We start from the raw sequence: 19,757 nt of genomic DNA on the forward strand, positions 1-19,757 counted from the left end.
CGGTACAATATGAAAATTAAGAGTACAAACTACCATTGATTTTGCAGAACAATTTCAGACAAGATTCTGATTTATTAGGGTACAGTGACAGATTTACAAGAACACGCTGACGTGACATTTGTCGCGACGTCGCCCGGATCAAGGCAAGGTTCGTTTTGAAACGACAAAATAAATTGGTTATGATAATTCTCGGATGATACAAACTTTTCCTGCGAGTCTAATGCTGGCATTGTTGGGCGTCATCTTGATCCAAAATACGTTATGCAGCGCAAAGTGTTTTATTCAGTTGGCTGACAGATACCAGCGCAATCGCAGACTATTGCACGGCTAAACTGCCGCGTTCAACTGAGGGGAAGGGCCCTGAAGCACACGCTATTGAAACGATTGGCCATCTGCGCTGGCGTGTTTGCGCCTCCTGTCGCAGCGGACACACAATTCCTGGGCTTAGCGCCGACGTATATTCCCAGTTATTTCGGTCTAGGTGTTGGTAGCTACCCTGACTACATCGGCTCCGACGACAATGTGGTAGGAGTAGCGCCGTTCGGTAGATACTATTTTGGCGAGCAGCGGTACGTGTCGCTCGAAGTCAACTACGCGTCGATAAATCTGCTCGAAGATCGCAATTGGCGCTTCGGGCCAGCGGGGATGTGGCGATTTGGGCGTAACAACGTTAAAGATGAAGTCATCAACGAATTACCGGAAATTGACGGGTCGTTGGAACTCGGTGCTTTTATTGCATATGAAACCGTTGGAACTGATCCCAGAGACCGCTGGTGGGTCGGTGCTAACGTGACACACGGTGTGACTGGTGACAACGATGGTTACACCTTGGCCGCTTCAGTGAGGCGATGGATGCCAGTTGGCAGGTTTTCGGCGCTCGGTTACTCCCTTGGCACGACATATGGATCGTCGGAATACATGAATACGTTTTTTTCGGTTGATGCTGACGGCGCATTCGATAGCGGTTTGGAAGTTTTTGATGCGGAATCAGGGGTCCGAGATGTGCGTGTCACCGCCGTATTCATGCAGCCGATCAATCGCAAATGGGTGGTGGGTGCTGGAGTCCTTTACAGTCGCCTTTTGAACGATGCAGCAGACAGCCCGATCGTATCTGTGCGCGGGAGCCGCGATCAGGTTGTCTTCGGTGTAGGGGTTGCGACTGGGTTTTAAGTATGGACGGGTACTATTAAGGTCAGCAAAGTTTCGGAAGTGGGCAAAACCTGGGGGTGTCTGTGTATGATGGTGGTTCATTGAGAGGGGAACTGCCATGGACATGCGGATTATTGTCGAGACGACCTTTGAGAACGGAACCACAAAGAGGCATCGTCTCGGCCGTTTGTCCCGCCCGTTTCGACGCACCCAGCCTGAGGGGTTTGGGTTGTTGCTCGAAGATGCGAAGACGATCCTGGGGCAATTGCAGTTAAGGACTTCGCAACAGAATCCACTGCCTTCTCACTTCAATGCTTGTAGTCAAAGGAACGCGGCGACAGTGCCAATAGAACTTTTGGAAACTGTTGGATCGAAGTAGACGGCTTGGAGCGAGCCCGGTCCACCTTTCGACGGCGTGTGTTAAGGTCGATTGATTGGAATAGCCGAGTTCGCTCCGTTGGTCTTTCAGTTTGAGAGGGTCTTTCTTCTGAATTCTGCTTAATGCGATCTCAGCTCTCTTGCGTTCAACAATGCTTGAAAAGTTTGTCCCTTCACTTTGAAGACGTCGGCGTAAAGTTCTCGCACCGAAATGGGTGCCATCCTTGCGCACATGGGGTGGGCGCAGGAACCGCACCGGCCAAGCACTTGCAGCGCCGTGAACCAAATCCTCTCTACGGCAAATCAAACCGCTTACCGACCGCGCTCTCGATACTGCGATATGTCCGAAAACCCATCGCATCGTAAAAGCCAAGTGCATCCGAATGCAGCGCACCAATCGTTGCATCAATCGAACGGATACCAGCATCCGCAGCGGCGTTAAGGGTGCTGCGGAACAGAGCAGACCCAACGCCTTGACGCAATGCGGCACTGCTGACGTAGGTCCCAATGACTCCCCATCCAGACGGGACCTCGTAGTCATTCCCAGATCGCGCAATCTTCAGTGACTGGAACCCGACCACCCTGCCCTGTTCATTACATGCAACTGAGCATTTGATGCTGTCAGGATGGTCTATATAGAAGCCACGGACATGCTCCTTTGAACCGGGCCTAGAGCTTTGCCACTTGTCGAGAATATCGAGAAGGATACGACTCATCTCGGCGGCATCAGCTCCTACGGCTTGTCTGATCTGAAGCATTGCGACCTCATTTTGCCCAACGGCTTTGTGCCAGCTGCTCTACCGGTTCGTTACATCTTCTGGAATAGCCGGGCGCATTATTCTTCATTCAGCCAGAGCCGCCCCCAGTTGGGTTGTTTCATTTTCATATTTAGCTTCGATCGCCACAATAAACCAGAGTTGCCTGAATCATCTGGATGTCAATTCGGAAGCACGGGTCAAAATACGTGGCAATTCTGAAAATCATTCGGATCTGTTGCAATTATTGCATCGACTGGCTCCCCTCGCCTGCGCGATTTCTTTTGCTAAGCGCGGCCTACATCTGATTTACGCGCATAATTATAGCTTTTTGCTCGTTACTTTTGTCACGTCCTCAAATCACAATCAAACTCGATAAGTATCCCTTATCGGATCAATTGAAAAGCGAACCAAATTGACGCAGAATACGCGCTATTGTCGGTTTTCCTTAACCACTGGACTCGCGACGGCATTGGTCCTTAACCCGTAGACCCCTGCCCCGCTCCGGCAGCAAATCTTTATCGTTGCAGCACAGTAACCTGCAATTTTGTAAACAAGTACCGGCACAATTTAGATCCGAGTCTACACTTAAAGGACCAACCCAGCATAAGGCCAACCGTGAAACATGGTGAAAACAAGCAAGAGCAGTCTACAGGTTTGGGAAAATCGACACCATGAAGCCGCCTGCCCCATACCTCCCAGCCACCTCCCCTGCCCTGTCGCAGGCAGATCAGGAGGCGCTGACCGACCTTTATGTGCGCGGCACCCCCGCCAACACGCTGCGGGCTTATGAGCGCGACCTGCTCTATGTCACGGCATGGAAATCTGCCCGGTTCAGCGCCGCGTTGGACTGGCCCGAGTCTGAGGCCACGGCGCTTGCCTTCATCCTCGATCACGCCCGTGACCTGAGCGATGCCCCGGATACAGACATCGCGCGAAAGACGGCAGAGAGGCTGATCGTACAGGGGCTGAGAAAAAGTCTCGCCTGCCCGGCCCCGTCGACCCTGGACCGGCGCATTGCGTCCTGGCTGGCCTTCCACCGGATGAAGAACCTCGCCAGCCCGTTTGCCAGCCCTCAGGTGAAACAGGCCCGCGCCAAGGCAAGACGTGCTGCCGCACGGCCCCCGGCCCCGAAATCGCAACATCCGATCACCCGCGATGTGCTGGAGCAGCTGCTGGCCACCTGCCGGGGCTCGCGCCGGGATTGCCGCGACCGGGCGATCCTGATGCTGGGCTGGGCCAGCGGCGGGCGACGACGATCCGAGATCACGGCGTTGATGCGGGAAGATGTCAGCCTGAAGGCGTTTGAAAAGGAAGGTCTGGTCTGGCTTTCGCTGCTGGAGACCAAGACCACAGCCAAGGGGGAAACGCCCCGGTTGGTGCTGAAGGGACGTGCCGCGCAAGCGCTGATGCATTGGATCGAGGTTGGCGGGATCGAGGGTGGCCCATTGTTCCGCCCCATCTCCAAGGCTGACCGGGTGTTGAACCGCCGCCTCAGCCCCGACGCCATCTATCAGATCATAAAGCATCGACTGACATTGGCCGGGCTACCCGATGACTTTGCCTCGCCCCACGGGTTGCGCTCGGGCTTTCTGACCCAGGCCGCGCTGGACGGCGCCCCGATCCAGGCCGCCATGCGCCTATCCTTGCATCGCTCCATGGCGCAGGCGCAGAAATATTACGACGATGTGGACATCGCGGATAACCCGGCGACTGATCTACTGGGGTGAGTACTTACTGACTATTTAAAAATCCCCGCTTGAGGGAAACTCCGGCTGCAGTGCCTATGTCTTGTTTCCTGTCGCATCTGTTAACGTGGCCAGCGTGGAAACATGTCGCGGCAGATCACAACGGGAATGCAGGATATCAACAATGATCACCGCGTCCGGCTGATCCAGATAAACTAGGAAATGCTCTCCTGCGCGCACATATCTGAGATCCGCCGCCTCTTCGACCAATATAGAACAACTGCGGCTGGCCACCCTGCCCTCTGTGATGGCCTGACAGCGCGCTATTAGTTCTTGTTCATAAAGATCGGCTTGATGCGATCCAAACTTGTCGATGGTCCATCGGGCAATTTCCACCAGGCTGGATTCAGCACGGCGTGTCAGTCGAAAGGGTCTGGTCACGCCTTGGCTCGTGCCCTTGCAAAGGCACGACGGATCGCATCCGAACCGCTGCCTTCTGCCAAATCTCCGGCCTGAGCCTGCGCTACACCCTCCTGCAAGCCTTGTTTGAGAGACTCCAGCCCCGCTTCTTCCCGCTCCAAAAGCCGAAGGCCGGCGCGCAACGCTTCACTGGCGTTCTGATATCGACCGGACGCAACCAGATTCTGCACCAGTTGATCCTGCGATTCTGTAAGTACAACATTGCGGGTTACCATGGCGTAAGCCTCCATTTTGGCAATATATGCCAACGAGACCGTCGGTTCAACGATTGAGGAGCCCAAAATCACTAATTCGAGCAAGCTGGTTTTATAGACGCTAATGGGACGTGAACACACGGATCATGTCTGTGATCCCATATGAATCCAATGACGGTAGAGACTTGCGCCAAAAGCCGCGCCGCGCAAGCACAGCTGCACTGGATCGAGTACAGTTCCCTGTTCCGTCGCAACTTATAGGCGCACAATTCCCGAAACCCCGCCCTCACGGTATGCCATTTCTTGGGCAATTGGCGAGCGGCTGACTCTAGCCGGAATGTTCGCGTGTTTTGCCTCTGCGCACGGGCTGAGCTCGGTGTATCTGACCCAGATCGCCATGCCATTCTCACCGCATCGTACTCCCGTACTGGCGCAGAAGTATTGTTACGAAGTTGGTATCGCAGAAAACTTGATAACGAAATTGTTGGCGAGAGAATTTGACCAATCAGCTCAACTAGCTCCCTGCCCTTCCCAATTGCGCGATTTGCGCCAAAAGCCGTTCGGCCTTCACTCCAACTCCATGCTAGAGGCGTTCTACTCAAAGCGGAGCATAGGGAGGAGTTTTACAGGAATGCCTTCGCACGCCTACGTTAGAACTTCATCGACTGAAAGAATCCATGATCCCGCTCAACCGAGTTTACAACTGTAAACCACCCTGCTCTGATGCAAAGCGTATGTAGTCCTCCGCGTTGGAAAACCTACAATATAGGCGAAAATCCTTGACTTAGTGCAATGAATCACGGCTGTTTATCTCAAGTGGCGCAAAAATGACCACATTCTTTAATTTGAGGCAACTACATGATTCCCGTGACACCACTTGCGGCAGAAAGACCATCGGCACTCGCCACGGAAATATCTGAGAGATTAAACTCGGCTATCCGGGAACATCTACTTGCTGCATTTGCCCCCGACAACACCAAATCACTGCGAAATTTTGCAGCGCCAGAAGCTGCTGAACTCTTAGGAGTCTCAGGTCAATTCATGCGCAAAGTCCACGCAGAGGGAACGATTCCTGAACCGAATGACGTACGCAGCGGTAGGCGTTACTATACTGCCCAAGAACTTTGGGAGGCTCGCGAAACGCTTGAGAAAACCTCACGCAAAAAAGGGCGCTATGTCCCTCGCCGGACTGAAGGAGAAAAGCTCCAAGTCTGGCAGTTGATGAACTTCAAAGGCGGCAGCAGTAAGAGCACCACAACAATTCACTTGGCTCACTATTTTGCGCTTCGCGGTTACCGTGTACTGTCTGTTGATCTGGATCCTCAAGGCTCTCTTACATCCATGTGCGGCATAAGCCCGGAAATAGAGTTTGACGGGCTGACGATTTACGACGCTATTCGATATGAAGATCCGGTAGATATGGCGGACGTCGTGCTTCCGACATACTTCCCCGGTCTCTCTGTGGCTCCGTCACGGCTTGTTCTTTCCGAATTTGAGACAGAATCTGCCGTTCACTCCAATCCAGACCATCCGTTCTTTACAAGAATACGGAATGCCCTGGCCCAGGTGGAAGGCGATTTTGACCTTGTTCTGATTGATAGCCCACCTCAACTAGGATTCTTGACAATTGCTGGGATGGCGGCCGCCAGTTCATTGCTTGTGCCACTTACACCTTCGATGCTGGACGTGTCTTCGACGGCTCAATTTCTCGAACTCGCTGGTGCTTACATGGCAGTCATTGAAGATGCCGGCGCTACGCTCGAATACGACAACTTCAAATTCCTGATAACGCGTGACGAGCCAACAGACGTACCGTCCCAACAACTGGCTTCGTTCATGCGGGCACTGTTTCAGGATCGCGTTATGTCAGCTACAGCCCTCAAAAGCACCGCGGTCAGTGACGCCACAATGCTCAAACAATCAATTTACGAAGTCGTGCGGTCAGAAATGACACGCGCAACTTATGATCGGGCAAAGAACTCAATGGATGCGATCGGCTCTGAGGTAGAGCAAATGATCCATCAAGCATGGGGACGCAGCTAATGGCTAGAAAGTCGCTTCAGGAGATGTCGGGGATCGCAAACACCATCGCGCGCTCGAGCCCCAAGGCCATCGATAAAACTCCAAAACCCAATGCCCCTGCTCTTGGTGCGCTTCAGGGCTCTCTTGCCGCAATCAGGGAAATTGACCCTGCTTTGATCGACGATTGGGGCCCAGCCGATAGGCTTGGTGAGTTTACAGCTGTAAACACCGACGAAGATGACGATAGTTTTGAAAGCTTGATGTCGAGCATCCAAGACGGTGGCCAACAAGTTCCCATTCTTGTTAGAAAATCGAAATCCGACGGTCGATACGAGGCAATTTATGGGAGGAGGAGGCTCAAAGCCTGCCGTGAACTCGGTATTAAAGTTCGCGCCAATGTTCAGGATATCGACGATGCTTCAGCGCTTCTCGCCAAGGGGCTTGAGAATGCTGCGAGGCGCAATCTTTCCTTCTACGAGAAAGCACGTTTTGCCGAGGCGATCCTGACTTCCGGGCATGACACTGCAACGGTGCGGCAAGTATTGAACGTTTCGAAATCAGGGCTGTCTCACCTGACAAAAGTTACGCAACATGTTCCTGCAAAGATTGGTGACATGATCGGCGCAGCCCCAAAATCTGGCCGCCCAAAATGGACCGGGCTTGCAGAACACTTCGTTGCAGGCAAGCTGACGGAAGATGAAGCGGCCAATTTGCTTGCAACCATTGAGCCATCGATGTCGTCAGATGATCGGCTGGAAATGCTCCTTAAGGCAGCAGTCAAACGTGGTGCACGACAAAGAGAAGGTGCAGCCGAAGTAAGCCCAATTGAAGGCGTTACAATCAAATCCACCAACGGATCACTAACTGTTTCGGTCAAAAGAACCGGAGCTAACGCTGGCTTTGCTAGCTGGTTGGACAAAAACATGGCTGAAATCATCAAGCGCTCACACGCTGAGTTTACAGCTGTAAACACCGAGGAAAAGAACTGAGGACGAGCAGAAAGGAGGAAGGCAAACAAACAAAACCCCCGAAACCGGAGCTTCGAGGGCTGCTGCGCAAAGCGCAATTCTTAGATTAGACACCTAGAATCTAGCAGCACCCGAATCGCCACACAAGAAAAAACGCTCTTGAGCGAACGGGTAATTTTTGTCTGCCGATAGATAATCATGAAAACACTAACAGCATTGGCTCCAAATGGAGCAACCTTGTCGGTAACGACAGGGCAGGGGAGTAGTACGCCCAAAAAATGGATACTTCTTCGCGCCGTTGAAGAGGCCAGAGAACCTCTTGGGTTAAAATCCACAACTCTCAATGTCCTGAGAACGATGATTTCCTTTGTGGGCGGTGATCAGATTGCTCCGGACCAAGATGATCATCACATCTGCTTCGCTTCCAACGCGGCGATCGCCAAGCGAACTCATGTCAGCGTGCAGACAGTTGAGCGTCATATCTCAACGCTGGTTGAGCTTGGACTTATCCGCCGCGTAATGAGCGCAAACGGCAAGCGATGGGCGCGCCGGGATCGACAGGGCAGGGTGGTCACCGCAACTGGGCTCTCCTTGATGCCTTTGTCTGAACGGCACGCTGAGTTCATCCAGGAAGCCCAGAGGCATGCTGATCGAGTTCTGGAGTTCACTGTACTCCGCGACAAGGTTTCCGCCGCTCTGGCGCGCCTTAGGGACCTCGTAGCAAATGACACCGCGATCTCTGATTTGATGACCACCGTACGCAATGCTCTGCGTCGCAAACCAGATGCAAATATACTCAGCGAGCTGCTGGCAGAAATCTCTGTGGAAATCTCCGAGATAACACAGACAGATACAGAAAATTTGAGGGCCAGTGACAGTGAAATTGAGGGGCACAAAGAGGACTCTCTGAATCCAGAAGTTAAGAAAGAAGAACTTTCTCAAATTCAGGTTTCTCCAGGCCAAATGGAGCGCAGTTTTCCACGGCTATGCTCAGAACTACGCTTTGCAAAAGACCAGCACCACTGTGATCGGCTCATGGATGATATCGCAGAGTATCTGCGGCTTGGCCAAACCTGGTATGCTATGAAATCAACGTTTGGCTCAGCTATTCGCTTCATTGTCCTCGGATACATCTTTCAACGTGCTGAGAACATACAATCTCCAGGGGCTTACCTGATTTCATTGCTGGCTAAGATCGAAAAGGGCGAGCTATCCCCTAAGGCAATGCTGTCGCGGACGTCCAATCGATGACCGGGTCGAAGAGTTTGAAAAAGGTGAGCAATAGGATTGACCTCTATAACCCACAAAACCATAATTAGTGAGCTATAGAAAGGAAGCTTATACCTCACAATGTGGAACTGGCAGAGCCCTGATTGGCCGACTTTTCGTTACGATGCCGTAAGACTCGAACCATACGAGCAACAGTTCCTGTTGTCCTCAGGGGAAGTTCTTGGAGCAGTTCATCATGTGAACACATCGGATCGAGATCAATTGCGTATCGACCTGCTAAGCGAAGAAGCGATGAAGACCAGCGCGATTGAAGGAGAGATGCTGGATCGTCTCAGCGTGCAATCTTCCTTGCGTCGGCATCTTGGACTGGCTCCCGACAGCTATCCATCCAAACCGCGCGAGCAGGGCGTTTCTGAAATGATGGTGGATGTTTATTCCAATTTTTCGGAACCACTGTCACACGACACCCTGTTTCGGTGGCATGACATGCTTCTGTCCCATGACAGGCATCTGGAAACAATTGGATTATACCGGAGCCATGAGGATGCGATGCAAATCGTCTCAGGCAGGCTCGTCCACCCAACGGTGCATTTCGAAGCTCCACCTTCACATCAGGTTCCGGCTGAAATGGACCAGTTCGTAACCTGGTTCAACCGGACTGCACCGGATGGTCCCGAACCATTGCGCGCACTGATCCGGGCCGGTTTGAGCCATCTGTATTTCGAGAGCATTCACCCCTTTGAGGACGGCAATGGCCGGTTGGGCAGGGCGCTGGCGGAAAAATCCCTGGCGCAAAACATTGGCCAGCCAAGCCTGATTGCTCTTGCTTTCACGATCGAGCGAGAGCGTAAGGCTTACTACGACCAACTCGAACGTCACCAAAGGACTCTGGACGTGACACCATGGCTTATCTGGTTTGCCGAGACAGTCCTTAAAGCGCAGCAGGTGACTCTTGAACGGGTTGGTTTTTTTATTGCTAAGACGCATTTCTACGACCGGCATCGTGATCAGTTTAATGCCCGCCAAAGCAAGGTAACTGCCCGCTTGTTCAAGGCTGGACCGGGCGGATTCAAAGGGGGGCTCAGCGCCGAGAACTATATCTCGATCACGGGAACATCGCGCGCTACCGCGACGCGGGATCTGCAGGATCTGGTAGAGAAGGGAGCTCTGACCCGAACAGGTGAACTCCGGTACACACGCTATTGGCTAAAGCTAGATCGGGACGGGTAGGGGGCTGAAATACGGCACGAAGGGCGGGTGAGCGGCGCGGAAATGTGCCCGCGCTTTCAATTGGTCGGACTCTGAATTTCAATCAGTCGAAGAGGCGAACTAGGAGTTTCTCGAGTTCTTCCCTTTGCTCGACGTGCTTTTTTGGGTTGTCCCGGATCAGGCGCTCCAGATTGAGAAGCTTCCAACGCACGGCGGGAAGATTGGCGGCCTGCGGTCGATCTATTGCGGCGAAATCCGGCGCGCCATCCTGCAGGCTGAGCAAAAATTGTCTGGTGGGTTTGTCGAAGCGAGACTGGATATCCGCAATCAGTTGGTTGCGCGTCGCCAGCAGGTCATCCAGGCCGACGGGCGACTTGGTCATGCCCTCGAACTCACGCACATAAGGTTGATCAAGGGCAATCAGGTTGGGATTCAGCAATTCGTGTGCCGGACGTGCCGAACAGGCAATGTAGATCAGGAAGGTCCGGAACAGATCATCCGTCAGTCCTTCATGTTCGTAGAGAAGTTTTACGTCATAAAGATCGCGTGGATGCTGGCGATCCACGGCTGCGTGAAGCTTACCGCCGAACAAATCTTCGAATGAGACGATCTGCATTTCTGCATAGCCAAACGCGTCTGCTACGGCGTCGGAGACCGCCCGGGTTTCGGGATCGTGAACAACGCCGCGCGTGACTGGGGAGGTCTCGATTTTGACTTCTGCACCTTCCAGACGCGCAAGCACGCGGGTGGCGCCGCCTCCACCTCCTTTTATTCTCTGAGCCTTGGCCCCGTTGATGCCCTTTTCGATCGACTTAGCGATACGATCCATGGCTTCGTTGATCTCGGCGAGGCTCTGTTCACGCTCTTTGATCGGCAGATATGTCAGGTCGATATCAACCGAGAGTCGCGGTAGATCGCGATAGAATAGGTTGATTGCTGTCCCGCCCTTGAGCGCGAATATCTCTTCCTGCGCGACGTAAGGCAATACACGCACGAGAAGGGCGACCTGGGATTCATAATTCCTACGCGCCATTTTCTGCCCCTGTCGTGACGAACTCTTCGGGTACCATGATGCGATATCGCGGATGTATCCGGCCACCTTTGACCAATGCTCGATCCCCCGTCCCGAGGTTGAAGGCGTCAGCATCAAGTCGTTTGCGCCAGGGGTGATTGTGACGATCCGCAAAAACGAAGAAGAGGCGCCTGACCTTTATTTTCTTGCAGCTCAGCAAAAGTGCCGAGAGCAACTTAGGTCGTAGCGTCGTCAAGCCCTCGAACACCATGTCGAGGTTGTGAAAACTCTCATGGTCTGGCAATTCATCCATCGCTTCCATGACCGCCCGTTCGGGGACCGACATGCGCAGTTGCCAATCCCACGGGAGGGAGTTTTCCGATTTTGTATCGTCATTTGTAAGGCCAAGTGCCTGGTCAGCGAACAGCGATGTGTTTCGCGTTTCGATACGTGCGTTGAGTGGCAGCTTAATGAGCCAGTTGGGTATTTTGTAGCCATAGATCCAGACGGGGGCGTTGTTGCCCAAACGCAGGTAGTGGTCATAACCCTGTTGTGAGAGAGCGGTTTTGCCGCCGACATGAACGTCATAGCCCATGATGTGTTGCATCGAGATCAGGCAGGCCTTCCAGTCAACGGTGTTTGATGCGTGCGGATTGGGAACAGGTCGGCGGAAAACGCCGCGGTGAACGCGTTCGAGCCAGCCCCGTTTTACATAGTCGCGAAAGGTTTCGTAGGCTATGCCATGGGCGGTGAGCCAGTTGGCATCGACGAGATATCCCGCGGGCACCGAGTCGAGAACTTTCTTCAGATTTTGCGATCTTCCAGCGTTCATGACGCCCTAAATCATATAATTTCAAAGAGAACGCAAGAGTATCTCTTTGAGAAGTACATTTTTAAAGCGTCTATAGCGATGAAAATAACACATTATTAAAAACACAGCGCCACGCGGAAACCCATCGGAATACCCGGGATAAATGGAAGATTCCGGCGCCAAGGGCGGATTCCAGACATTCTCTGCGAGAGCGAAAAACTTGGACGGGAACGGCGATAGCGGTCATTCAATCCAGCCCAAAACGTTAGCATCCAAACCGGCCGTTCGCTGCGGAAGTCACCTATGTCTCAGTTGCGGACTTTACCGCCGATCGAAATCGATGGCGAAGGGTCCGCTCTTTGCGCATTGCCGCCGCTCAGGAGCCCACAGTGTCGCAAGCGCAGCAGGGTTTTCGACCGTCGAGAACGCCCTCCGTTGCCATTTCGACGGACAAAAATGAATGGCAGCGTTCCCAATCAAAACAATTTGAATAGTGCCCTTCGGAAGGCCCCTTTGGGATTAGAAACTCACGTGAGCACCGAGCCGATACCGTTCCAACCCTGCCAGAGTACAAATATTGAAAGCGCTGCTGTTATCATCGCCGGCACACCGTCCTTCCAAGTGTCGAACACCAGATGACAAAAAATTGCACCAACGGATGTTGCGAGTAGTGCGGCCGCCCCGAGTGCGCCCACCAATGAGCCTTGGAACCATATACCAGCAGCGCCGAACAGTTCCACAAGACCCACTACGAACATGACCTGCCGGTTGAGGCCGTAGCTTTCGAACATGGCGAGTTGTGTTTCGAACACTTTCGTCTGCCAGCCTGTCAGTTTGATTGAACTTGCCAGAAGGAAGAACGCCGACAGGAGCGCAATGACTATCGTTAAGGTCATTGTTCTGGTTCCCCGTATGAGCGCTTGAAAGCCTGTGGGGACTGACCTGTCCATCTGCGGAAAGCCCGTGAGAATGCAGTCGGGTCGGAAAACCCCAGTTGCTGGGCGGCGTCTCTGACCGAGCAGGCTTCCACACCCAACAGTTCAATGGCTTTCTCCCGCTTCAGGCGTGCAATGACCTTGGAGGTTGTTTCGCCACGTTCGGACAGGCGCGCATTCAATGTGTTGGGGTGTAACCCCACTAGCCGTGCCGCCTGCTCTGCTGTGAAGGTCGGTTCAGACAGCCGTGATCGCACGATGTCTTCGAAGCCGGTCAGAAAGTCGATTGGTGCAGCAAGCTCAACATCATTCGGGTGATAATCGGATACATTCTCCAGAACCTCGTCTGGGAGGCGGTGGTTCAACCAGGTGGACGGGAAGCGAATGGAAAAGCCACGCTCGTCAGACGGGACGCCTGTTACCCCAAAAAAATGCCTCGGCAAGACGTCGGGGTCGGCAAGCTGTAGTATCACTTTGTGCGGATCCCAACGGAAATCGAGCACCCGGTGCAGTAGGGAAACCCATATTCCGATCATAAAACCATCGGCTTGCGCCGGTGATACCGACGAGCGAAAGTGTCGCCGCGCCGCAAAGTAGGCATGTTCGTCTTCAATGATCAAAGATTGAGTAACTGAATTCGACTCTTTTGAGACGATCTGAGTGAAGCGCGTGAAAAAATCCCCAAGCGTCAATGCTTCTGCCAGCTCCTGTCCCTTCGGAAGGAACCTCTTGAGATCAACAGACTGGCCAATCCGAGCGCAAAAGTCCGATCCTTCGGCATCAGCAGCAGCATTGAACGCTGCATACACGGTCTCATGCGACAAGAAATGTTCCGGTGTGATCGTTTTGGCCGCGTCAAAATCCAAATCCCGAAAGACTTCTTCGGGATCCGACCCCAGGTTTCTCAACGCCGCAGTGACCGGGGACAGCACGGTCGCCCGGACCAAGGGTAGATCAGAGTTTCTCCGTTTTTTGCGATTCCCGAACATGTTCACTCCCTACACCCGGAATCGTGCCAGCACCGCAGCGAGCCTTCCAGAAAAAATTGCAAAAACCTGACCGAAACCTAACGGAAAAATTTTGAACCTGAGGGCATGGTCAGGCATTCGCCAAGATAAGGTGCCATACTCCGGAGGTAATAGGGCGAGCCCACATCGCTCATGCATCCGGGGAGTTCAAATGACCGTACCAGCTACACTGACGTTAGCAGCTGCCGCATTTGTGGCAAGCACTCTGCCCGCAAGCGTCGCTCTTGCCCAACAAGAGCCGCCCTCGGTGACCTTGTTCAAGAACGTCATGGTATTCGACGGGACTACGGACGGCCTTCTGGACCTGGACGTTCTCGTTGTAGGAAACAAAATCCACACTGTCGCGGACGACATTCCCGAGTCCGGCACATGGGAAGTTGAAGCTGGCCGAGACGGACCCTTGTACTCAGAAATTCATAGCGGCGGCAGCGGGTATACCTTTGTCATCCAAGATGAAGAGGGCACAAATACGGTAGAACTGTCGCCCAACGTCATCGACGGCAAGGGGCGGACCCTGATGCCCGGAATGATCGACAGCCACACGCACTTGAACCTCTCTATGGATGACGGCCGGCCCGGTATGGAAATGGCTCGGTGGGATTATATGGCGGCTCACGCCGCGTCGGCTGCGCTCGAGTGGTTTTATGATGGCTTCACGACCGTTCGCGACATGGGGGGCATGGCCGATGGGTTGCGCCGTGTAATTGACAAGGGCCTCATGGAAGGACCTCGCATCTACAGCGCTGCCGGGATGATCAGTCAAAGTGCCGGTCATGGGGATCTCAGGTTTAAAAGCCAGACCAACCCCCTCCAAAGCAGCACGTGGCGAAATGGTATCTATCACATTGCCAACAGTCCCAATGAAGTCCGAACAGCGGTTCGCGAGAATTTCAATGCGGGCGCAACCCACATGAAAATCATGATGGCGGGCGGTGTGGCCAGCAACAAGGGTCCCTTTGAAGCATCTCAGTACACCGACGCTGAAATCACTGCGGCGGTGGAAGAAGCCGCGACGCGCGGAACCTACGTAGCGGCCCACCTTTATCTCGATGAAGCTATACGCCGTGCGCTCGATTTGGGTGTCATGTCGATTGAACACGGTCAATTCCTGCAAGAAGACACAGCCATGTTGATGAAGGAAAAGGGCGCCTTCATTTCTCCGTATATTGCGGCCGTTATGAGCGAGGATATTCTGACCCATCCGGTCTACGGAAACCCGGCAACCTTCGAATATGAGCGGACGCTCATGATGAAAGAAGGGACCGCCAACTTCGCCGAAGTCATCAAGAAAGTGCAGCCGAATATCGTATTTTCCATCGACATCGTCAGCACCAACGGTATGGCGGCGCGGCATCACAGGGACCACGAAAAATGGATCTTCGCGGACACTTTCGGCAACTATGAAACTCTGAAAGCAATGACTTCTACCGGCGGCAAGCTTGCAGCGTTGACCGGAGGCAGCAACCCTTATCCCGCTCCTCTAGGGGTCATCGAGGAAGGGGCATATGCCGACATCCTGTTGATCGACGGCAATCCGCTGGAGGACATCACGGTTCTGGGTGGAAATCCTTCATGGTTCAACGCAGAACCGCGTCCGCGTGGCATCGAGACTATCAACCTCATCATGAAAGACGGCGTGATCTACAAGAACACGCTGGACGACTGAACGATGCGTACCGGCGCAATTGTTTTGGCCTTCGCAAGCCTTGCCTCAGCAGCTTTCGCGGATCAGCGGGCTATGGTTCCGCTTGAGTGGGATGAGCTGCCGGATCCTTTGGCGCAGGTCTATGAGGATCCTTTCCTCGACCTCTCCACATCCCAGATGACCGCCCTGTTGACCCTTGTGCAGATGCGCGAGAAGTTGGCTCGGGATGATCTGTCAACCGACACGCGAGAGGGCTATGAGGCGCGTTTGTCGGAGGTCAGCACTGAACTTTCAGCCCAGGAGATCGACTTTGACTGGCTGATTTCGCAGCGTTGGGTGGTTACCGAGCGACGCGAGGCTGCTGCTGCGGCCGGTAACCCGTCTCTCGATGGACAAACGATCAGCATTGCTGGTTTTGCCATCCCCACTTCAATTGAAACGGACGGCACCCGGATCGCCTATCTTGTTCCGACTCCCGGCATGTGTAGCCACCTTCCGCCACCAGACCCGAACCAGTTGATCCGGGTTCGCCTTGGCGAAGACTGGGCGCCAAAGTACTTCCACGAACCGGTACGCCTATCGGGCAGACTGCACCTCGATCCGACCACACAGTCGCTCTGGCTGGTGGATGGAACTGTGCCGATGCAGGCCACCTGGACTCTGGATGTGGAAGACGCCGTAACGACATTTGCAGCGCCCGCAAAGGGTACTGCCACAAACAGATGGGCAGACGTGTTACGTGAAAGCCTTCGCGCCTCCTCAGAAACGAACTTTGACAACCGCAAGACCGGCGGAGTTGAGCAGCGCGGCAGCCCACCTGCCTCCGCGGAAACGAGCTCCGACATCTGGGGGAACCAATAAGGAATAACAGAAATGTTGCTGGTCACATGACGAGGGAGTCGGGCTCTGATGCCTGCCTCGCCCAGGTGCAGCAAACCAACCAACGGGCAAGAGCTTTGCCCTCTAGCCGGAGACAGTAGAATGAAGCAACAGATAGCCGCCGTGACCCTTGCGCTTGCGCTGGCGACCGCGCCGGTATCCGCGCAGGAAGTCGCCGATATTCCATCCGCCGTCACGCTGTTCAAGAATGTGAAGGTCTTCAATGGGGTCGACGACGGTCTCCAAGACGTCGATGTCCTGGTCGTCAAGAACAAGATCCACAGGGTCGAGGCCGACATTCCTGAAACTGGCACATGGGAAATTGACGCCGATACCAGGCAAGGGACACGGGTTATCGACCCACCACTGGGCGACTATACGGGCGGATATACCTTACTCGTTGAGGATTCCGAGGGCAGCTCGGAGACGATTGAGGTTGCGGTCAACATTGTCGATGGCGGCGGGCGGACCTTGATGCCCGGCATGTTGGATATGCATGTACACCTCGCCACCTTCGGGCCCGTTCAAACGCAGTCGCGCGATGGGCTTCATCCCTATGCCCATGGTGCGCTGGCGGCTGACCGTGCAGAGGGGATGCTGATGAACGGTTTTACCACAGTGCGAGACCTGGGCGGTCCAGCGAATTTCCTTCGCCTCATCATAGATGAAGGCGTCATGGTAGGGCCCCGCATCTATCCAACGGAAAACTGGATAACCACAACGTCCGGCCATGGCGATTTCCGTGAATTGAATGACCCTCACCCGAATATCGCTGGGGGACGGCAACACTTCTACGAAGACTACGTTACGATTATCGCCGACGGACGGGAAGAAAGCCTGCGCGCGGCGCGTGAAGCATTCCGCCGCGGCGCGACTCAGCTCAAGCTGTTCACTGGCGGCGGTGTGACAAGTCTATTCGATCCGCTGCATTCGGGCCCTCTTGACGAAGAGGTCCAGGCCGTTGTCGAGGTGGCGGAGCGTTGGGATACCTACGTCGCGTCACATGCACATACGGCAGTGGCAATTCAGCAGGCCATAGACAACGGTGTGATGTCGATCGAGCACGCTCCCTATCTGACCGAAGAACAGGCCAAAACGATGATCGAGAAGGGCATGTTTGTTTCGACCGCGTTTTCCCCGGTCTTCTCGATATCCGAGGAACAGGCAAGAAAGGCATACCCGCCCGAGAGCTTTGAGAAATGGTGGGTCATTCGCAATGCCGCCGAGAATGCTCTGAACGTGATCGCCAACAACCCGGAACTGAAAGTGGTCGTTGCTTCCGATCATATTCCACAATGGAACACGGGGCGCGCATACGACGAAAAGGCGCTGGACGAGTTCAAGTATTTTTCGGAAGCCATCGGCAACTTCAGAACACTCAGGGCGTTTACTTCGACCGCCGGAGAACTGAATTCTCTGACCGGTCAGATGAACCCGTACCCTGAGGGGCCCTTGGGCGTCATTCAAGAAGGTGCCTACGCTGACCTGCTGCTGGTAGACGGAGATCCCCTCGAAAACATCGAGATCCTTATGGACCCTGACACCAGTCTGAAGATCATCATGAAGGACGGCGTGATCTACAAGAACACGCTGAACTGAGCGATGGGCGGGATGGTTCACCTCGTCCATCCCGCCCGTTTGTGAAAACCAGCAGATGAACAAAAGCACGGAAACAGGAGAGAAACATTTGGTAAGAAAAATGAAGATCGAAATCGCAACTGCGTTTGCCCTATTGGTATCTGCACCAGTCCTTGCTCAACAGACCACTGTGATGACCGGTGGCAACATCCTGACGATTGATCAAAACTTCTCGATTGTTGAAGCTTTGGCCATCCGTGGAAACGAAATCGTCGCTGTAGGAAGCGACGCGGATGTGCGACAGGTCGCAGGGGAAAACGCACAGATCGTCGACCTGGGTGGCAAGACTGTGATGCCGGGTTTCATTGACGCACATACACACCCGATTGGGGGCGGAGGGTCCTCGGTCTTTGAAAATGTCGGGGTCGATCGCTTCGGCACCGTAGAAGAGGCTCTCGCTCACATGAAAAGTGTGTTTGAGGGTCAGGATGGCGATGACTGGGCATTGTTCGTCAACCTGGATCTTGCAACGCAACGTTTTTCTGAGCCCGCGCTAACGCGTGAACACCTCGATGAAATCGCACCCCAATCACCGGCGGTGGTTTGGCACGCGGGTGGTCACAAAATGACTGTTAACTCCAAGATGCTCGAACTCATGGGTGTAAGCGATAATACGCCTGACCCGGACGGGGCGCAGTATGGCCGGATGGAAGGCGGCCGCCCGGACGGGAACTTGTCTGGCGGCGCATTGTTGTTTGCCGCCCTCGCGGAGATTGAACCCTACCAGAACTATGACCGCGTAAACGGCACAAAGACCATAGCGCAGGGTTGGGCATCCAGTGGGGTCACGGCGGTTGGTGTCGCGGGTGTGGCAAATCCCGACGACTGGAGTACATTTGAGTTACTGGCGTCCGACGACGACTTTCCCATTCGGACACGCAGTTACCTTCAATGGGCTGAACTGGATGCTTGGGACGCTGCCGGGGTCGCGCCGGGCGATGGCAATGCCAAGGCTCGCGCGATCGGATGGAAAATCTCCGCTGACGGATCGAACCAAGCATTTACCGGGTTACAGCGAGAACCGTACCTGAACTCCGATAATCTGGGCCTGGCCTACATGATCCAGAACGACATCAATTTCGCAGTAGCCGACGGAACCGTCCGCGGTGGACAGATGGCTATGCATGGTAACGGCAACGCGTCCATCGACAACATTATCGCGGCCGTCGAAAAGGCTCGTTCCGACGGGATCGACATGGTGCGCCCGAGGATCGAACATTGCTCGATTACAGAAGACGATCAGATCGCAAGACTAAAAGAACTCGACATCTCGTGCTCTTTTTTGATCGCTCACGTGCTCTTCTGGGGAGAGGCTTTCCGCGATGTTGTGTTCGGCGAAGCCAAAGCTGAGAAGCTCGACCGTACAGGCAGCTTCGAGCGGGCGGGAATACCCTACTCACTGCACACGGATTACTCTGTTTCCACACTCACGCCTCTGGAGATGGTTGAAGTAGCAGTTACCCGGACACTCTTCACTGATCCTGACTACGTTCTGGGCGAAGAAGAGCGAGCTTCGATTGACATGGCCCTCCGCGCCGTGACCAGCGTACCGGCATTCCAGTTGCTTTCGGAGGACGAGATCGGAAGCATTGAGGTTGGCAAACTGGCGGACCTTGTGGTCTTGGCTGATGATCCAAGGACCGTGGGTCTCGATCAGATTGGTGAGATTGAGGTGCTCGAGACTTGGATGAACGGGAAACGCACGTACTAAGTCACCGATTTCAACCGCAGCCTGA

The 19,757-nt window shown here is 54.1% G+C and carries 18 protein-coding genes and 1 pseudogene; 11 read left to right on the forward strand and 8 right to left on the reverse strand.

The features are described from left to right. Positions 1-375 precede the first annotated feature (375 nt). Complete coding sequence (locus ACR0L1_RS20190) at positions 376-1,170, forward strand: MipA/OmpV family protein (protein ID WP_480860550.1); 795 nt, start codon at positions 376-378, stop codon at positions 1,168-1,170. Between the two features lie 97 nt (positions 1,171-1,267). Then, a pseudogene (locus ACR0L1_RS20195) lies at positions 1,268-1,420 on the forward strand (ISKra4 family transposase); the annotation flags it as partial. Here ACR0L1_RS20195 and ACR0L1_RS20200 read toward each other — a convergent pair. Continuing rightward, positions 1,421-1,933: a helix-turn-helix domain-containing protein gene (locus ACR0L1_RS20200; RefSeq protein WP_480860552.1), complete on the reverse strand. Its 513-nt coding sequence runs from the start codon at positions 1,931-1,933 to the stop codon at positions 1,421-1,423. Further along, entirely contained in the window at positions 1,821-2,285 is a 465-nt protein-coding gene (locus ACR0L1_RS20205; protein WP_480860553.1) for an N-acetyltransferase family protein, read from the reverse strand. Before ACR0L1_RS20205 ends, ACR0L1_RS20200 begins: the two co-directional genes overlap by 113 nt. 671 nt (positions 2,286-2,956) lie before the next feature. Here ACR0L1_RS20205 and ACR0L1_RS20210 point away from each other — a divergent pair. Next, positions 2,957-4,012 carry a tyrosine-type recombinase/integrase gene (locus ACR0L1_RS20210; RefSeq protein ID WP_480860555.1) on the forward strand — a complete coding sequence of 352 codons (1,056 nt, stop codon included), beginning with the start codon at positions 2,957-2,959 and terminating at the stop codon, positions 4,010-4,012. 54 nt (positions 4,013-4,066) lie between these two features. Here the strand turns inward: ACR0L1_RS20210 and ACR0L1_RS20215 are convergent, their stop codons facing one another. Together ACR0L1_RS20215 and ACR0L1_RS20220 are read right to left on the reverse strand one after the other, a co-directional pair. Continuing rightward, on the reverse strand, positions 4,067-4,411 hold the full coding sequence (locus ACR0L1_RS20215) for a type II toxin-antitoxin system RelE/ParE family toxin (RefSeq protein ID WP_152460797.1): 345 nt from the start codon (positions 4,409-4,411) through the stop codon (positions 4,067-4,069). Further along, the gene (locus tag ACR0L1_RS20220) at positions 4,408-4,665 is read right to left on the reverse strand and encodes a type II toxin-antitoxin system ParD family antitoxin (RefSeq protein ID WP_480860557.1); all 258 of its coding nucleotides are present in this window, start codon (positions 4,663-4,665) and stop codon (positions 4,408-4,410) included. The genes ACR0L1_RS20215 and ACR0L1_RS20220 overlap by 4 nt, the downstream gene beginning before the upstream one ends. A gap of 837 nt (positions 4,666-5,502) precedes the next feature. Between ACR0L1_RS20220 and repA the strand changes: the two genes are divergently transcribed. The 4 genes from repA (at position 5,503) to ACR0L1_RS20240 (ending at position 10,094) form a co-directional block, all read left to right on the forward strand. Continuing rightward, entirely contained in the window at positions 5,503-6,687 is a 1,185-nt protein-coding gene (gene repA, locus ACR0L1_RS20225; RefSeq protein WP_152460799.1) for a plasmid partitioning protein RepA, read from the forward strand. Beyond that, entirely contained in the window at positions 6,687-7,655 is a 969-nt protein-coding gene (gene repB / locus ACR0L1_RS20230) for a plasmid partitioning protein RepB (protein ID WP_152460800.1), read from the forward strand. The genes repA and repB overlap by 1 nt, the downstream gene beginning before the upstream one ends. A gap of 177 nt (positions 7,656-7,832) precedes the next feature. Beyond that, positions 7,833-8,885: a helix-turn-helix domain-containing protein gene (locus ACR0L1_RS20235; RefSeq protein ID WP_480860558.1), complete on the forward strand. Its 1,053-nt coding sequence runs from the start codon at positions 7,833-7,835 to the stop codon at positions 8,883-8,885. Between the two features lie 99 nt (positions 8,886-8,984). Beyond that, a complete protein-coding gene (locus ACR0L1_RS20240; RefSeq protein WP_480860560.1) occupies positions 8,985-10,094 on the forward strand; it encodes a DUF4172 domain-containing protein in 1,110 nt (369 codons plus the stop codon). Positions 10,095-10,176: 82 nt separating this feature from the next. Here the strand turns inward: ACR0L1_RS20240 and ACR0L1_RS20245 are convergent, their stop codons facing one another. The 4 genes from ACR0L1_RS20245 to ACR0L1_RS20260 all read right to left on the reverse strand — a co-directional run bounded on the left by ACR0L1_RS20245 (position 10,177) and on the right by ACR0L1_RS20260 (position 13,820). After that, a complete protein-coding gene (locus ACR0L1_RS20245; RefSeq protein WP_480860562.1) occupies positions 10,177-11,106 on the reverse strand; it encodes a nucleotidyl transferase AbiEii/AbiGii toxin family protein in 930 nt (309 codons plus the stop codon). Next, entirely contained in the window at positions 11,096-11,917 is an 822-nt protein-coding gene (locus ACR0L1_RS20250; protein WP_152460803.1) for a type IV toxin-antitoxin system AbiEi family antitoxin domain-containing protein, read from the reverse strand. Before ACR0L1_RS20250 ends, ACR0L1_RS20245 begins: the two co-directional genes overlap by 11 nt. A gap of 506 nt (positions 11,918-12,423) precedes the next feature. Next, entirely contained in the window at positions 12,424-12,792 is a 369-nt protein-coding gene (locus ACR0L1_RS20255) for a DoxX family protein (RefSeq protein ID WP_480860564.1), read from the reverse strand. Further along, entirely contained in the window at positions 12,789-13,820 is a 1,032-nt protein-coding gene (locus ACR0L1_RS20260) for a helix-turn-helix domain-containing protein (RefSeq protein ID WP_480860566.1), read from the reverse strand. The genes ACR0L1_RS20255 and ACR0L1_RS20260 overlap by 4 nt, the downstream gene beginning before the upstream one ends. Positions 13,821-14,010: 190 nt before the next feature. On the opposite strand from ACR0L1_RS20260, the gene ACR0L1_RS20265 reads away from it, so the two are divergent. The 4 genes from ACR0L1_RS20265 (at position 14,011) to ACR0L1_RS20280 (ending at position 19,732) form a co-directional block, all read left to right on the forward strand. Then, positions 14,011-15,525 (forward strand): metal-dependent hydrolase family protein, encoded by a 1,515-nt coding sequence (locus tag ACR0L1_RS20265; protein WP_480860567.1) that lies wholly within the window; start codon positions 14,011-14,013, stop codon positions 15,523-15,525. Between the two features lie 3 nt (positions 15,526-15,528). Beyond that, positions 15,529-16,365, forward strand: a complete 837-nt coding sequence (locus tag ACR0L1_RS20270; RefSeq protein WP_480860569.1) for a DUF3299 domain-containing protein — start codon at positions 15,529-15,531, stop codon at positions 16,363-16,365. 120 nt (positions 16,366-16,485) lie between these two features. Further along, the gene (locus tag ACR0L1_RS20275; protein WP_170514621.1) at positions 16,486-17,982 is read left to right on the forward strand and encodes a metal-dependent hydrolase family protein; all 1,497 of its coding nucleotides are present in this window, start codon (positions 16,486-16,488) and stop codon (positions 17,980-17,982) included. Positions 17,983-18,037: 55 nt separating this feature from the next. Then, positions 18,038-19,732 carry an amidohydrolase gene (locus ACR0L1_RS20280; protein WP_480860570.1) on the forward strand — a complete coding sequence of 565 codons (1,695 nt, stop codon included), beginning with the start codon at positions 18,038-18,040 and terminating at the stop codon, positions 19,730-19,732. Positions 19,733-19,757: the final 25 nt, after the last annotated feature.

It is taken from the genome of Ruegeria sp. J8 (genome assembly GCF_056531925.1).

Bases quoted from the DNA above. Each gene is read 5' to 3' on its own strand.
- ACR0L1_RS20250 (WP_152460803.1), bottom strand. From the start codon at position 11,917: ATGAACGCTGGAAGATCGCAAAATCTGAAGAAAGTTCTCGACTCGGTG.
- ACR0L1_RS20220 (WP_480860557.1), bottom strand. From the start codon at position 4,665: ATGGTAACCCGCAATGTTGTACTTACAGAATCGCAGGATCAACTGGTG.
- ACR0L1_RS20275 (WP_170514621.1), top strand. From the start codon at position 16,486: ATGAAGCAACAGATAGCCGCCGTGACCCTTGCGCTTGCGCTGGCGACC.
- ACR0L1_RS20240 (WP_480860560.1), top strand. From the start codon at position 8,985: ATGTGGAACTGGCAGAGCCCTGATTGGCCGACTTTTCGTTACGATGCC.
- ACR0L1_RS20280 (WP_480860570.1), top strand. From the start codon at position 18,038: ATGAACAAAAGCACGGAAACAGGAGAGAAACATTTGGTAAGAAAAATG.
- ACR0L1_RS20270 (WP_480860569.1), top strand. From the start codon at position 15,529: ATGCGTACCGGCGCAATTGTTTTGGCCTTCGCAAGCCTTGCCTCAGCA.
- ACR0L1_RS20235 (WP_480860558.1), top strand. From the start codon at position 7,833: ATGAAAACACTAACAGCATTGGCTCCAAATGGAGCAACCTTGTCGGTA.
- ACR0L1_RS20265 (WP_480860567.1), top strand. From the start codon at position 14,011: ATGACCGTACCAGCTACACTGACGTTAGCAGCTGCCGCATTTGTGGCA.
- ACR0L1_RS20260 (WP_480860566.1), bottom strand. From the start codon at position 13,820: ATGTTCGGGAATCGCAAAAAACGGAGAAACTCTGATCTACCCTTGGTC.
- ACR0L1_RS20255 (WP_480860564.1), bottom strand. From the start codon at position 12,792: ATGACCTTAACGATAGTCATTGCGCTCCTGTCGGCGTTCTTCCTTCTG.
- ACR0L1_RS20210 (WP_480860555.1), top strand. From the start codon at position 2,957: ATGAAGCCGCCTGCCCCATACCTCCCAGCCACCTCCCCTGCCCTGTCG.
- repA (WP_152460799.1), top strand. From the start codon at position 5,503: ATGATTCCCGTGACACCACTTGCGGCAGAAAGACCATCGGCACTCGCC.
- repB (WP_152460800.1), top strand. From the start codon at position 6,687: ATGGCTAGAAAGTCGCTTCAGGAGATGTCGGGGATCGCAAACACCATC.
- ACR0L1_RS20245 (WP_480860562.1), bottom strand. From the start codon at position 11,106: ATGGCGCGTAGGAATTATGAATCCCAGGTCGCCCTTCTCGTGCGTGTA.
- ACR0L1_RS20200 (WP_480860552.1), bottom strand. From the start codon at position 1,933: ATGCAACGATTGGTGCGCTGCATTCGGATGCACTTGGCTTTTACGATG.
- ACR0L1_RS20205 (WP_480860553.1), bottom strand. From the start codon at position 2,285: ATGCTTCAGATCAGACAAGCCGTAGGAGCTGATGCCGCCGAGATGAGT.